This is a genomic window from Vibrio sp. TBV020 (assembly GCF_046056895.1).
Classification (GTDB): Bacteria; Pseudomonadota; Gammaproteobacteria; order Enterobacterales; family Vibrionaceae; genus Vibrio.
The window spans coordinates 3,275,122-3,289,175 of sequence record NZ_JBEEAQ010000003.1 but is presented as its reverse complement, the minus strand read 5'-3'; the positions used below and the strand labels follow the sequence as shown (position 1 = coordinate 3,289,175).

Below are 14,054 nucleotides of genomic sequence, written 5' to 3'. Positions count from 1 at the left end.
CCTTAGCCTGCACACAACATCAAATTGTCCATTTGGTCGATATGATGCAATTCATTAGGTTTAGGTGGCGACCAGGCTACCAGATTAGGAAATCAAAGAGGGTTAAGAAAATATGGCGACAATGAAGGATGTTGCCCAGCTTGCGGGAGTTTCAACAGCGACGGTTTCACGTGCGCTAATGAATCCAGAAAAGGTATCGTCAGCGACACGGAAGAGAGTCGAAGATGCCGTTCTAGAAGCTGGTTATTCACCAAATTCACTTGCGCGTAATTTACGTCGCAATGAGTCCAAGACAATTATCGCAATCATTCCAGATATCTGTGACCCATACTATACCGAGATCATTCGTGGTATCGAAGACGCTGCTATGGAACATGGGTACATCGTACTACTCGGTGACAGTGGCCAACAAAAGAAACGAGAAAGCTCGTTTGTGAACTTAGTCTTTACTAAGCAAGCTGATGGGATGTTGTTGCTAGGTACCGATCTTCCATTCGATGTGAGTAAACCTGAGCAGAAGAACTTGCCTCCAATGGTAATGGCTTGTGAGTTTGCTCCAGAGCTTGAGTTACCAACGGTTCACATCGATAACCTGACCTCTGCATTTGAAGCGGTTAACTACCTAACACAGATGGGCCACAAGCGTGTCGCCCAAATCTCTGGCCCTGAATCGGCAACTCTATGTCAGTTCCGTCATCAAGGTTATCAGCAAGCGCTTCGTCGTGCTGGTATCGCGATGACAACGACTTACTGCACTTATGGTGATTTTACCTTTGAAGCAGGGGCAAAAGCGATTCGTCAGCTACTTGCACTGCCAGAGCCTCCAACAGCAGTGTTCTGTCATAATGATGCAATGGCGATCGGTGCGATTCAAGAAGCGAAGAAGCTTGGATTACGCGTTCCTCAGGATTTATCGATTGTTGGCTTTGATGATATTCACTTTGCTCAATATTGTGATCCACCGTTAACGACAATTTCTCAGCCTCGTTACGAGATTGGCCGTCAGGCAATGCTTATGATGCTGGAGTTACTGCGTGGTCATGATGTACGTGCGGGCTCGCGTTTGCTGGAAACCAAACTAGTGGTTAGAGAGAGTGCGGCTCCGCCGAGAGTTCTTTAGTCTTAGATGTTTTCAAGCGGCGCATTTTGATGCGCCGCTTCCATATCTACGCTGTCATCGAGATGCGATCTGGATTAACATATCGTAAGTGGTAACCAACTTTATTGATGTTTAGTAGTGGCAAATAGAGATTACGTAAAAAGAGGCCGTGGCGGTAATAGCCGTAAGCCAACAAAGAAGAAGAGTGCACCTCGTCGTAAGCCTTGGCGCAGTGGTTTACTTGCTTTGATACTTGTTGGTGCTTTTGGCTATGGTTTATACCTTCTGAGTAACGATCCTGAGCCACCAGCGCCGGTAGCACAAACGGTTAAACCTAAGCCAAAACCAAAGCCTCAAGCGACACTTCCACCTCCTCCAGAAGAGAAGTGGGATTATGTTGATAGCTTGCCAAATCGTGAAGTGGAAGTGAAAGCCAAAGAACAAGTGGTGTCTGAAATTCCATACATCATGCAGTGTGGTGCTTACAAAACAGCTGAACAAGCGGAAGCACGTAAGCTAGATATCGCATTCCAAGGCATCAACAGTAAGATTCGCAAGAAAGAAGGCAGCAGCTGGTATCGAGTGGTGCTAGGTCCTTACAAGTTCAAGCGTGACGCAGAGCGAGATAAGCATAAACTGCAGCGGGCGAAAATTGAGCCTTGTGCGATTTGGAAAGAGTCCCAGTAATCAGGAAAAAGCGAGCTACATGGCTCGCTTTTTTATTGCCTGCTTATCCGCTTTTATTTCATACGCTCGTGAAGGAGGGAGTAGGGAATTTTGTAGGTTAGTAACTCTCATTGAACAGATCCCCCAGTTCACTTGTACCTTACTCTTGAAGATGGCTGAATAAATAGATTCTCCGTCATTGTAACGCTTGATCCCCCCTTGAATTCCTCTACCGATATCCTCATATAGTTTTTAACACTGAGATTAAAACAACTATGAGGCCCTACTCGTGACTACCATTGTTTCTGTACGTCGTAATAACAAAGTCGTCATCGCTGGTGATGGACAAGTATCTCTGGGTAACACAGTAATGAAGGGCAATGCGCGCAAAGTGCGTCGCCTCTACAACAATAAAGTTTTAGCGGGTTTTGCTGGTGGCACAGCGGATGCTTTCACACTGTTTGAAAAGTTCGAAAGTAAATTGCAAATGCACCAAGGCCATCTAACCAAAGCGGCTGTAGAGCTAGCGAAAGATTGGCGCAGTGATCGCGCACTTCGCAAGCTAGAAGCGCTACTGGCTGTTGCCGATGAAACTGCCTCTCTGATCATCACTGGTAACGGTGATGTGGTTCAACCAGAAAACGATCTGATTGCGATTGGTTCTGGTGGTAACTTTGCTCAAGCTGCGGCTACAGCACTACTTGAAAATACAGAATTAGATGCGCGTGAAATCGCAGAGAAGTCACTGACTATTGCTGGTGATATCTGTGTGTTCACTAATCATCACCACACTATCGAAGAACTAGAAATTCCAGCGACTCCAGCCGAGTAATTAACTGCTGAATAAGCAAAGATAGTGCAAATAGAATTTAAGGAATCTGATTATGTCTGAAATGACTCCTCGCGAAATTGTTCATGAGTTAAACCGCCATATCATTGGTCAAGAAAAAGCAAAACGTTCAGTGGCGATTGCACTGCGTAACCGCTGGCGTCGTATGCAGCTTGAAGAGAGCTTGCGTGTCGAAGTAACGCCAAAGAACATTCTAATGATTGGCCCAACAGGTGTTGGTAAAACCGAGATAGCACGTCGCCTGGCGAAACTAGCGAATGCACCGTTTATCAAGGTAGAAGCGACGAAATTTACTGAAGTCGGCTACGTTGGTAAGGAAGTAGAAACGATTATTCGCGATCTAACGGATGTTGCGATTAAGATGACTCATCAGCAAGCGATGGAAAAAGTAAAATTCCGCGCTGAAGAACAAGCAGAAGAGCGTATTCTAGATGCACTTCTGCCACCTGCACGTGATGCTTGGGGTCAAAACGAGCAGCAAGATGAAAGCTCATCAAACACACGTCAAATCTTCCGCAAGAAGCTTCGTGAAGGCAAGTTAGACGACAAAGAGATTGAGATTGATGTTGCTGCACCGCAAATGGGTGTGGAGATCATGGCTCCTCCTGGTATGGAAGAGATGACAAACCAGCTTCAGGGCATGTTCCAGAACCTAGCAGGCGACACGAAGAAAAAGCGCAAGCTGAAAATCAAAGATGCATTCAAGGCTCTTACAGAAGAAGAAGCAGCGAAACTGGTAAACCAAGAAGAGCTGAAAGAGCAGGCGATCTTCAATGTTGAAAACAACGGTATTGTATTCATCGATGAGATTGACAAAATCTGTAAGCGTGGTGAGAGCTCTGGCCCTGACGTTTCTCGTGAAGGTGTTCAGCGCGATCTGCTTCCTTTGATTGAAGGCAGTACGGTTTCAACGAAACACGGCATGGTTAAGACAGACCACATCTTATTTGTTGCATCAGGTGCATTCCAAGTAGCAAAACCATCGGATCTGATTCCTGAACTGCAAGGCCGTTTACCAATTCGTGTGGAGCTTGAAGCGCTTTCAAGCCACGACTTTAAGCGTATTCTAACCGAGCCAAAAGCATCTCTTACTGAGCAATACATCGCTCTTATGAAGACTGAAGAAGTAGATATTGAATTTACCGAAGAAGGTATTACTCAAATCGCTGAAGCGGCATGGACCGTGAACGAAACCACCGAAAACATTGGTGCTCGTCGTCTGCATACGGTGATGGAACGTCTGATGGATGAGATTTCGTTTGAAGCAACAGATAAGTCTGGTTCTAAGCTGACTATTGATGCTGAATATGTCAAAGCGAAACTTGGTGACACGATTGAAGATGAAGATTTAAGCCGCTTTATTCTTTAGAGGTCGAATTGAATAACGAAGCCCGCTCTAATGAGCGGGCTTTTTGTTTATATGACGCTAATGATTTGTTTATTAGGGTATTTCGCTGTCTATGACGTTAAATATCGCTAGAAGTCCCGCTTTGTACAAAAGCTCTCTGTACATAAAAACATCGAGAATGTGGTGTGCAATTAGGTTTTTTGTCTGTATGATGGCGCGCTTTTATGATCGTTCTCACATTATTTTGTAATGAGAGAGAAACACGCCTAACCCGAAATATCGGGCCAGCAAAAGCGAGACTCTAATGTCTAGAGCCAGTTTGGCGGCAGGAGACCCCTGCATTTCTAATGTCGATAACTCGACCACTTCACTTAATCTATCCAACAAAACAAACATTCGTTCTCAGTTAGAACTATCTAACCCAGTGCTGTGGATTAGTGGCAGTTTTCTCACCATATTTGTCCTAATAGCACTGCTTGATACGCAGTTATTGACCACCTTGGTTAATAGTGGATTTGGCTACGCTACCCAGTACTTCGGTGGTTATTGGCAAATTCTAATGTTAGCTAACTTTATTATTGGTTTGTTCCTTGCTCTAGGTCAGACAGGATATGTTCGCCTTGGTGGGCTAGCGGCACCAGAAGTCGGAACATTTAAGTGGCTATCAATTCTATTGTGTACGCTATTGGCGGGGGGCGGAGTGTTTTGGGCAGCCGCAGAGCCGATTGCTCATTATGTTTCAGCGCCTCCATTTTATGGCCAGACTGAAGCGCGTGAGATGGCGATTAATGCTCTGTCTCAGTCTTTTATGCACTGGGGATTCCTTGCGTGGGCAATTTTAGGCTCATTGTCTTCGATTGTTTTGATGCACCTTCATTATGATAAAGGGCTTCCACTGAAGCCACGTACCTTATTGTATCCCGTTTTTGGTGAGCGAGTGCTTCACGGTTGGCTAGGCAATACGGTTGATGCGTTAAGCATTATTGCTGTTGCAGCGGGTACTATCGGGCCTATTGGCTTTTTAGGGCTGCAAATAAGCTATGCCATTAATGCGCTTTTCGGTATTCCAGATACGTTAGCTACCCAGACATTTGTTGTGTTAGTTGCGATGGGGGCATACACCTTGTCTGCACTGAGCGGTTTAAGTAAAGGTATGCAGATCATCAGCCGCTACAACATCCTGCTCTCTTTTGCGCTAGTAGTCTTTATCTTATTGGCGGGTCCAACAAGCTTTATCGTTGATGGTTATATTCAAGGTGTAGGGCAAATGATCGATAACTTTGTTCCTATGGCGCTATATCGCGGTGATACTAATTGGTTGAGCTGGTGGACGGTATTTTTCTGGGGATGGTTTATCGGCTATGCACCGATGATGGCAATCTTTATCGCCAGAATTTCACGCGGCAGAACGATTCGACAATTGATTCTAGCGATCAGTATTGCTGCACCGCTGATTACCTGTTTTTGGTTTAGCATCGTTGGTGGTAGCGGCCTCGCGTTTGAACTCGCGAATCCGGGGAGTATCAAAGCTGGTTTTGAAGGTTTTAACTTGCCAGGTGCGCTATTAGCCATCACGCAGCAATTGCCATTCTCTTTGCTGATTTCGATTCTGTTTTTGATTCTGACCACTACGTTTATTGTGACTACGGGTGATTCAATGACTTACACCATAAGCATGGTAATGACGGGAGATAGCCAACCGAATGCGATGATTCGCTCATTCTGGGGAATTGTGATGGGGGCGATTGCGATTGTCTTAATTTCAATGGGAGAAGGAGGCATTTCTGCCTTACAGTCATTCATTGTGATAACAGCAGTACCGGCATCATTCATCATCTTACCTTCTTTATGGGCCGCGCCTAAGTTAGCCCATCAAATGGCGAAGAGTCAGAGTTTACTGAAATAAAAAAATCCCTCGCATTTGCGAGGGATTTTTATATCAAGTAGTGGCTTAAATCATGAAGATAAAGATTACAGCCAATGCAGAGATTAAACCTGCAAATGCGTAACATGCCACTTTGCCAACCAAACCGGTATGGAATTTAAGATCGTGCATACCATGGTGTACACGGTGCATTGCATGCCACATAGGCAGTGCAAGTGTACCGATGATAAACAGAGCACCGATGATGCTTGTTGCAAACTCAGAGACGCGTTCGTAGCTGAGTGCTTCCGCATTAATCACGCCTAATGGTGCCAGTACGCCAAGCACTAAGATGGTGATTGGGGTAATCATCGCAAACCAAGTACCGCCAGCGCCAAATAGGCCCCACCAGATTGGCTCATCAGAACGTTTCGGAGATCTATCTACAGAGTAATTAGGTTTCATCGTCAACGCTCCTTACACTACGACCAGTACGATTAGTGAAATAAATGCCACAGCAGCCCACTGAGTCAGCACAATGATCTTCTTATCAACTGGCTTTCCTTTTAGGCGAATCGGCATTACTTGCGGCATCATGCTAAAGAAAGTTTGTGCATGAAGTAGGCTGCCTAGTAGAGCGACGATATTGATCGCAACGACGACAGGGTTTGCCATGAACTCAAGCCAACCTTGCCATGCTTCAGGACCTTTCACTAATGAACCTAAACCAAAAGTTAGGAAAATAGTGAATAGAATCAGTGGCAATACCGTTGCTTCACGAAGCATGTAGAAGCGATAAAACGGATGATTTTTCCACCAAGTACGTTTTACTTCACGAACGTAAGGTTTACGGTTACTCATCTTACGCCTCCTCTGCTGTTTTCGTTGGCGTGCCATCAGGCTTGAACATAGAGATAACGAAGTCCATTGAAGACTCCACTTTGCCTTGGTTTACCGCTGCTGCTGGGTCTACGTTCTTCGGACATACGTCAGAACAGTAACCTACGAATGTACAACCCCAAGCACCGTTTTCACCATTGATCAGTGCCATACGCTCTGATTTACCATTGTCACGGCTATCTAGGTTGTAGCGGTGAGCGAGTGTCAGTGCTGCAGGACCAATGAACTCTGGGTTTAAGCCAAACTGAGGGCATGCTGCGTAGCAAAGACCACAGTTAATACAACCAGCGAACTGCTTGTACTTAGCCATTTGTTCAGGTGTTTGCAGGTTAGTGCCATCTTCAGGTTTACGGTCGTTCCCAATGATGTATGGCTTAATTGCTTCTAGGCGCTCGATAAACGGCGTCATATCTACGATTAAGTCTTTTTCGATTGGGAAGTTGGCTAGCGGCTCGATCTTCACGCCATTTGGGTAATCACGTAGGAAGCTCTTACACGCAAGCTTAGGCACACCGTTCACCATAATGCCGCACGAACCACAGATCGCCATACGACAAGACCAACGGTAAGAAAGATCTTTGTCTAGGTTATCTTTGATGTAGCCGAGTGCATCAAGCGTTGACATAGTCTCATCAAATGGCACTTCGAAGGTTTGAAAATGCGGTTCCGCGTCGTGCTCTGGGTCGTATCGTAGAACTTCTACTTTTTGGATGCGATTCGCTGACATTATGCTTGCTCCTCTGCTTTCTTCTCTGCCGCTTTCGCTGCTTCTTCAGCAGCTGCTTTCTCGGCGGCTTCACCGTATAGACGCGCTTTAGGTTGTGACTTAGTGATGGTCACATTGCTGTAGTCGATACTTGGTGCCGCATCTTCTTTGAAGAATGCCAGAGAGTGCTTCAGGAAGTTCACGTCATCACGTTCAGTGCAATTGTCATCAAGACGTTGGTGCGCACCGCGTGACTCTTTACGCAGGATTGCTGAGTGAACCATTGCTTCTGCTACTTCTAGGCCGTAGCCCACTTCGATAGCGTAGAGAAGGTCAGTGTTGAACACTTTGCCTTTGTCTTTGATGCTGATGTTTTTGTAGCGTGCTTTCAGCTCAGTGATCTTATCGATCGTTGCTTGCATCAGATCTTCTTGACGGTAGATACCACAACCCGCTTCCATGGTGTGACCCATTTCAGTACGGATATCAGCCCAGTTTTCGTCGCCTTCTTGATTCATCAGTGCTGCGATGCGCTCTTCAACCGCTTTAACTTGAGCTGCGATAGACTCTTCGTTCCAGCCTTTGAATTCTGCAGCGCGTTTCACTGCTTGCTCACCTGCTACGCGGCCAAATACCACGAACTCAGCCAGTGAGTTAGAACCTAGACGGTTTGCACCGTGAAGACCAACAGAGGCACATTCGCCAACTGCGAATAGACCTTTAATGCGAGTTTCACATTCGCCGTTGGTTTCAATACCACCCATGGTGTAGTGAACTGTAGGGCGAATTGGAATCGGCTCTTTTGCAGGATCAACGTTCACGTACGCTTTTGCTAGCTCACAGATGAACGGTAGACGCTCTTGCAGGTACTCTTCACCAAGGTGGCGAAGATCTAGGTGTACCACATCACCAAGAGGGTGTTTGATGGTGTTGCCTTTCTGTTGTTCGTGCCAGAAAGCTTGCGAAACTTTGTCGCGAGGACCGAGTTCCATGTATTTGTTCTTCGGTTGGCCAACTGGAGTTTCAGGGCCCATACCGTAATCTTGTAGGTAACGGTAGCCATTCTTATTGACGATGATACCGCCTTCACCACGACAACCTTCAGTCATCAGGATGCCTGTGCCTGGAAGACCTGTTGGGTGATATTGAACGAACTCCATATCGCGTAGAGGAACGCCGTGACGATACGCCATTGCCATGCCGTCGCCCGTTACGATACCGCCGTTAGTGTTACAGTGGTAAACACGACCTGCGCCACCCGTTGCAAGCACAACAGATTTTGCTTTGATTGTGACTAATTCACCTTCTGACATGTGGATTGCGATCAGGCCTTGAACCTCACCTTCGTCCACAAGTAGATCCACCACAAAGTACTCATCAAAGCGTTTGATGTTGTCGTACTTCATTGATGTCTGGAATAGGGTGTGAAGCATGTGGAAGCCGGTTTTATCGGCTGCGAACCAAGTGCGCTCAACTTTCATTCCGCCAAAGCGGCGTACGTTGACTTCACCGTTCTCTTTACGACTCCATGGGCAACCCCATTGCTCCATTTGGATCATTTCGCGAGTCGCGTTTTCTACAAAGTATTCAACAACGTCCTGTTCACATAGCCAATCGCCACCGCCAACAGTGTCGTTGAAGTGGTTGTCTAGGCTATCTTCATCCTTGATAACTGCTGCTGAGCCACCTTCCGCTGCGACTGTATGAGAACGCATAGGGTAAACCTTAGAAATCAGTGCTACTTCTAAGTCTGGGTTTGCTTCAGCTGCTGCAATAGCAGTACGAAGACCAGCGCCGCCTGCGCCGATGACTGCGATATCTGTGGTGATAATTTGCACAGTTATCCTCCAGTGTGAAATTGCGGAATTTTCCGCTTGTTATAATTAAATGGGGATACACCCCAAAAGTGGTAGGGTTAGTGTAGAAGAGCTAATTTACAGAAAAATTGATTTATTTAGCTTTTTGCTCCGGTAATGCATCAAAGGGCATAAAAAATATAGGTTATGTGACTGCAATCACGGCAACAGTTGATTGAGGCTCTCGTAGTTGCTTACGCATGTTAAAGGGCTGTTACGTGACATTACCTACGTTGATACTAGAGTTAATAAAGGATGTTTTTTGTACTGTGCTACGTAAATTGCTTGCTTCAATTATGAGCGAATTCTTATTTCCTCCTAATGATCATTAAGCTAGGCAATTAAGGATAAACTTGATACTTTCCTCGCCAGATATAGAGATGAGATTTTCTAAGATGAGTAATCAATGGCAACCAACAGCGTCTGTAGCCCAGCTTCGCCAACGCGCTGAGATCCTGGCTAAAATTCGTCAATTCTTCGCTACGCGAGATGTGCTGGAGGTCGATACGCCAGCAATGAGTCACGCAACGGTAACTGACATCCACCTACACACTTTCCAAACTGAGTTTGTTGGCCCGGGGTATGCGGATGGAAGCAAGTTGTATTTCATGACAAGCCCTGAATTTCATATGAAGCGCTTATTGGCGGCAGGTAGTGGCTGTATTTATCAGATCAACAAAGCATTCCGAAATGAAGAAAACGGCCGTTACCACAACCCAGAATTTACAATGCTGGAATGGTATCGAGTAGGGTTTGACCATCACAAACTGATGGATGAGATGGATGCGCTGCTTCAACTTGTTCTTGATTGTGGAACTGCAGAGAGAATGACCTACCAGCAGGCGTTTGTTGATGTCCTTGGTGTATGCCCATTAGAAGCGACAATGGCGGAGCTAAAAGCTGTAGCTCGCACCTTAGGCTTAAGTGATATTGCTGATCCTGAAGGAGATCGAGATACCTTGCTTCAATTGCTTTTTAGTATTGGTGTTGAAGGCAAAATTGGTCAGCAAGCTCCCGCATTTGTTTATGACTTTCCATCGTCTCAAGCGGCCTTAGCGAAAATCAATCAACAAGACCCTCGTGTAGCGGACCGGTTTGAAGTGTATTTCCAAGGCATTGAGCTGGCGAACGGGTTCCATGAATTGGACAACCCGCAAGAGCAGTTAAATCGATTTGAAGCGGATAACGCAAAACGTATCGAAATGGGGCTTAAAGCTCAACCTATCGACCGCCATCTGATCGCGGCATTAGCATCAGGTTTGCCAGAATGTGCTGGAGTTGCGTTGGGTATCGATCGACTCATTATGTTGGCGATCGGTTGTGATCATATCGATCAGGTGACCGCATTTCCGTTCCCAAGAGCATAGGGAAATGTGCAATAGATTCTTATTCTGAGTGTATTTGACTCGCTTAGGCATCTTAACCTCGCTATACTTCGAGACTGAATTTTTAGCCTAGAGCCGCAATCCCCTTCATATTTGAAGTTACAACTCCAACTATTTTGGGCATTCAATCTTTTATTGGAAGCTGCGGTTCTATCATCAAAGAGCACAGGACATGCAAGAGTACATCGCATTTTTTCAAGAGAACATGATTCTATCAGTGGTTTGGGTAGGTCTTGTTGTCGCCCTGATCATGAACATTGTTAAGTCATCAACAGCGGCTTACAAAGAGATCACTGCAGCACAAACTACACAACTAATGAACCGCGAAAATGGTGTTGTGGTTGATATCCGTAGTAAAGATGAGTTCCGTAAAGGTCATATTACGGATGCAGTTCACATTTTACCTTCAGACATTAAAGCGGGTAACTTCGGAAGCCTTGAAAACCACAAATCAGACCCAATCATTGTGGTATGTAAGACAGGTCAAACGGCGCAAGAGAGCGCAAACCTTCTTGCTAAAGCAGGTTTTGAAAACGTAAACCTGCTTAAAAGCGGTTTGATCGCTTGGAGTGAAGCAAACATGCCTTTAGTTAAAGGTAAGAAGTAATTCCAAGGCCTAATATCGAAACGCTGATTGAAAAATCAGCGTTTGTTTTAGAGAGATGTGAAGAGTTCCACGAAATTTATCGGAAACCTAGTCATAGCAACATCTCTCGGTTAGTCTCCAGTAAGACTTTTTAATGCAGGATTAAAGGATTTTTAAAATGGCTGAAGCAGCACCACAACAAGAAGCACAGAACTTCGCAATTCAACGCATCTTCCTAAAAGACGTATCTTTCGAAGCACCTAACTCTCCTGACATGTTCCAAAAAGAGTGGAATCCAGATGTTAAACTGGATCTAGACACTCAAAGCCGTGAACTAGGTGAAGGTGTATATGAAGTTGTTCTACGTCTAACAGTGACAGTTAAAAACGCCGAAGAAAATGCATTCCTATGTGAAGTTCAGCAAGGTGGTATCTTCACTGCTGATAAGATGGAAGCTGGTCAACTTGCACACTGTCTAGGTGCATTCTGCCCGAACATCCTATTCCCATACGCTCGTGAAACTATCTCAAGCCTAGTGGTTAAAGGTACGTTCCCTCAACTAAACCTAGCACCAGTTAACTTTGATGCTCTGTTTATGAACTACCTACAGCAGCAAGCTCAGACTGAAGGTCAAGCTGAAGCATAATTAATTGTCCTCTGTTACACAGAGGAGCTGTAAAAAATGCACAGAGTGTCTACTATCGACGCGATGTGCATTTTTTGTTTAGAGGCATCTATAGCCAACGTAATGCTGGGAGTTTATTGTTAACTTTTAATCTCGCTTAGAGCTTAACGATAAGATTCTAGTTACCCGAATGAAAATCAGGCGGAACAATGAAAGACAAGACCAATAATGCCTACGGTAAAGATATTGCAATGACAGTACTTGGTGCTGGTTCATACGGTACTTCACTAGCGATTTCTTTGGCACGTAATGGTGCAAACGTAGTAATTTGGGGTCACGATCCAGAGCATATGGCTCAACTAGAAGCAGATCGTGCCAACCATGAATTCTTACCAGGTATTGAGTTTCCTGAGTCATTAATCGTTGAATCAGATTTAGAAAAAGCGGTCCAATCAAGTCGCGATTTACTAGTCGTTGTTCCTAGCCATGTGTTTGGTATCGTGCTGAACAATGTTAAGCCTTTCCTGCGTGAAGATACGCGTATTTGTTGGGCAACTAAGGGCCTTGAGCCTGAAACAGGACGTCTACTAAAAGAAGTGGCGTTTGATGCGATTGGTGAAGGATATTCACTGGCAGTGCTATCAGGACCAACGTTTGCAAAAGAGCTTGCGATGGGGATGCCAACGGCGATTTCAGTTGCTTCACCGGATGCAGAGTTTGTTTCTGATCTACAAGAAAAAATCCATTGTAGTAAAACGTTCCGAGTGTATGCGAATAGCGACTTTATTGGCATGCAGCTTGGTGGTGCAGTGAAGAACGTGATTGCGATTGGTGCGGGCATGTCTGATGGTATTGGTTTTGGTGCTAACGCACGTACTGCATTGATCACTCGTGGTCTTGCAGAAATGACGCGTTTAGGTGCTGCATTAGGTGCTCAGCCTGAAACCTTTATGGGTATGGCTGGTCTAGGCGATCTTGTTCTGACTTGTACCGATAACCAGTCCCGAAACCGCCGTTTTGGTCTTGCGTTAGGTAAAGGCAAAGATGTCGATACTGCACAACAAGAAATTGGTCAGGTTGTAGAAGGTTACCGCAATACAAAAGAAGTGTTCTTATTGGCTGAACGCATGGGTGTAGAGATGCCAATTGTTGACCAAATTTATCAAGTATTGTATCAAGGAAAGGATGCACACTTGGCAGCAAAAGATTTGTTAGCTCGCGATAAGAAAGCAGAAGCTTAATTTGGCCGCTAACACCGTACTAGAGACTAGGGATTCAGTACTAGGTAATTAAATGAAACATTGTGAGAAACAGAAAGTTTGGCAAACCATTGTGAAGGAAGCGCGAGAGCTTTCAGAGCAAGAGCCAATGTTAGCAAGCTTCTATCATGCGACCATTATTAAGCATGATAGCCTGAGCGCAGCACTAAGCTATATTCTAGCGAATAAGCTAAATACTGCATCAATGCCAGCAATGGCAGTCAGGGAAGTCGTTGAAGAAGCATTGAATGCGGATCCAAGCATCAGCGCAGCGGCAGCATGCGATATCTGTGCGACAGTGAATCGTGACCCTGCCGTGGCTATGTACTCAATGCCGCTGCTATACCTAAAAGGCTATCACGCGTTGCAAGGTTACCGAGTGGCAAATTGGCTTTGGAAGCAAGGCCGAATTGCACTGGCGACCTATTTGCAGAATCAAATCTCGGTGGCTTGTCAGGTAGATATCCATCCAGCGGCAAAAATCGGTCGCGGTATCATGCTTGACCATGCGACTGGGATCGTTATTGGTGAAACGGCAGTGGTAGAAAATGATGTTTCTATTTTGCAGGATGTGACGCTTGGTGGTACGGGTAAAGAGTGCGGTGATCGTCACCCGAAAATCCGTGAAGGTGTGATGATCGGAGCTGGCGCTAAGATTCTAGGCAATATTGAAGTTGGCGAGGGAGCTAAGATTGGCTCATGCTCTGTGGTGCTTCAACCAGTACCTGCCCATACGACGGTGGCAGGGGTACCTGCGAAGATTGTTGGACGACCAAAGACTGACAAGCCTTCTTTGGATATGGACCAGCAATTTAACGGCCGCTCACAAAGCTTTATTGGTGGTGACGGGATTTAATCCCTACGCTTTAAAAACAAAAAGGTTGGCTTTCGCCAACCTTTTTTCGTTTAG

Annotated in this window: 14 protein-coding genes; 10 read left to right on the top strand and 4 right to left on the bottom strand. The window is 45.5% G+C overall.

The window, feature by feature from the left end:
• Window positions 1-112 precede the first annotated feature (112 nt).
• The 5 genes from cytR to AAFX28_RS23100 all read left to right on the top strand — a co-directional run bounded on the left by cytR (window position 113) and on the right by AAFX28_RS23100 (window position 5,869).
• Window positions 113-1,120, top strand: a complete 1,008-nt coding sequence (cytR, locus tag AAFX28_RS23120) for a DNA-binding transcriptional regulator CytR (RefSeq protein WP_408690833.1) — start codon at window positions 113-115, stop codon at window positions 1,118-1,120.
• Between the two features lie 117 nt (window positions 1,121-1,237).
• Window positions 1,238-1,786: a cell division protein FtsN gene (gene ftsN / locus AAFX28_RS23115; RefSeq protein ID WP_408690832.1), complete on the top strand. Its 549-nt coding sequence runs from the start codon at window positions 1,238-1,240 to the stop codon at window positions 1,784-1,786.
• A gap of 268 nt (window positions 1,787-2,054) precedes the next feature.
• The gene (gene hslV / locus AAFX28_RS23110) at window positions 2,055-2,597 is read left to right on the top strand and encodes an ATP-dependent protease subunit HslV (RefSeq protein ID WP_408690831.1); all 543 of its coding nucleotides are present in this window, start codon (window positions 2,055-2,057) and stop codon (window positions 2,595-2,597) included.
• Between the two features lie 52 nt (window positions 2,598-2,649).
• Entirely contained in the window at window positions 2,650-3,984 is a 1,335-nt protein-coding gene (hslU, locus tag AAFX28_RS23105) for an HslU--HslV peptidase ATPase subunit (protein WP_408690830.1), read from the top strand.
• Window positions 3,985-4,267: 283 nt separating this feature from the next.
• On the top strand, window positions 4,268-5,869 hold the full coding sequence (locus AAFX28_RS23100) for a BCCT family transporter (RefSeq protein WP_408690829.1): 1,602 nt from the start codon (window positions 4,268-4,270) through the stop codon (window positions 5,867-5,869).
• A gap of 45 nt (window positions 5,870-5,914) precedes the next feature.
• On the opposite strand, the gene frdD is transcribed toward AAFX28_RS23100, so the two are convergent.
• From frdD to frdA, 4 genes are read right to left on the bottom strand one after another with little or no spacing between them, the layout of a single operon-like run.
• Window positions 5,915-6,292 (bottom strand): fumarate reductase subunit FrdD, encoded by a 378-nt coding sequence (frdD, locus tag AAFX28_RS23095; RefSeq protein WP_408690828.1) that lies wholly within the window; start codon window positions 6,290-6,292, stop codon window positions 5,915-5,917.
• Between the two features lie 12 nt (window positions 6,293-6,304).
• On the bottom strand, window positions 6,305-6,688 hold the full coding sequence (frdC, locus tag AAFX28_RS23090) for a fumarate reductase subunit FrdC (RefSeq protein ID WP_408690827.1): 384 nt from the start codon (window positions 6,686-6,688) through the stop codon (window positions 6,305-6,307).
• Between the two features lies 1 nt (window position 6,689).
• Window positions 6,690-7,454, bottom strand: coding sequence for a succinate dehydrogenase/fumarate reductase iron-sulfur subunit (locus tag AAFX28_RS23085; RefSeq protein WP_408690826.1), 765 nt, complete (start codon window positions 7,452-7,454; stop codon window positions 6,690-6,692).
• Window positions 7,454-9,271 (bottom strand): fumarate reductase (quinol) flavoprotein subunit, encoded by a 1,818-nt coding sequence (gene frdA / locus AAFX28_RS23080; protein ID WP_408690825.1) that lies wholly within the window; start codon window positions 9,269-9,271, stop codon window positions 7,454-7,456. The genes AAFX28_RS23085 and frdA overlap by 1 nt, the downstream gene beginning before the upstream one ends.
• A 413-nt stretch (window positions 9,272-9,684) precedes the next feature.
• On the opposite strand from frdA, the gene epmA reads away from it, so the two are divergent.
• The 5 genes from epmA to cysE all read left to right on the top strand — a co-directional run bounded on the left by epmA (window position 9,685) and on the right by cysE (window position 14,000).
• Window positions 9,685-10,656 (top strand): elongation factor P--(R)-beta-lysine ligase, encoded by a 972-nt coding sequence (epmA, locus tag AAFX28_RS23075; RefSeq protein WP_408690824.1) that lies wholly within the window; start codon window positions 9,685-9,687, stop codon window positions 10,654-10,656.
• A gap of 190 nt (window positions 10,657-10,846) precedes the next feature.
• Complete coding sequence (locus tag AAFX28_RS23070; RefSeq protein WP_408690823.1) at window positions 10,847-11,281, top strand: rhodanese-like domain-containing protein; 435 nt, start codon at window positions 10,847-10,849, stop codon at window positions 11,279-11,281.
• A gap of 157 nt (window positions 11,282-11,438) precedes the next feature.
• Window positions 11,439-11,906: a protein-export chaperone SecB gene (secB, locus tag AAFX28_RS23065; RefSeq protein WP_004415967.1), complete on the top strand. Its 468-nt coding sequence runs from the start codon at window positions 11,439-11,441 to the stop codon at window positions 11,904-11,906.
• 188 nt (window positions 11,907-12,094) lie between these two features.
• Window positions 12,095-13,126, top strand: a complete 1,032-nt coding sequence (gene gpsA, locus AAFX28_RS23060; RefSeq protein ID WP_408690822.1) for an NAD(P)H-dependent glycerol-3-phosphate dehydrogenase — start codon at window positions 12,095-12,097, stop codon at window positions 13,124-13,126.
• Window positions 13,127-13,178: 52 nt separating this feature from the next.
• The gene (gene cysE, locus AAFX28_RS23055; RefSeq protein ID WP_408690821.1) at window positions 13,179-14,000 is read left to right on the top strand and encodes a serine O-acetyltransferase; all 822 of its coding nucleotides are present in this window, start codon (window positions 13,179-13,181) and stop codon (window positions 13,998-14,000) included.
• Window positions 14,001-14,054: the final 54 nt, after the last annotated feature.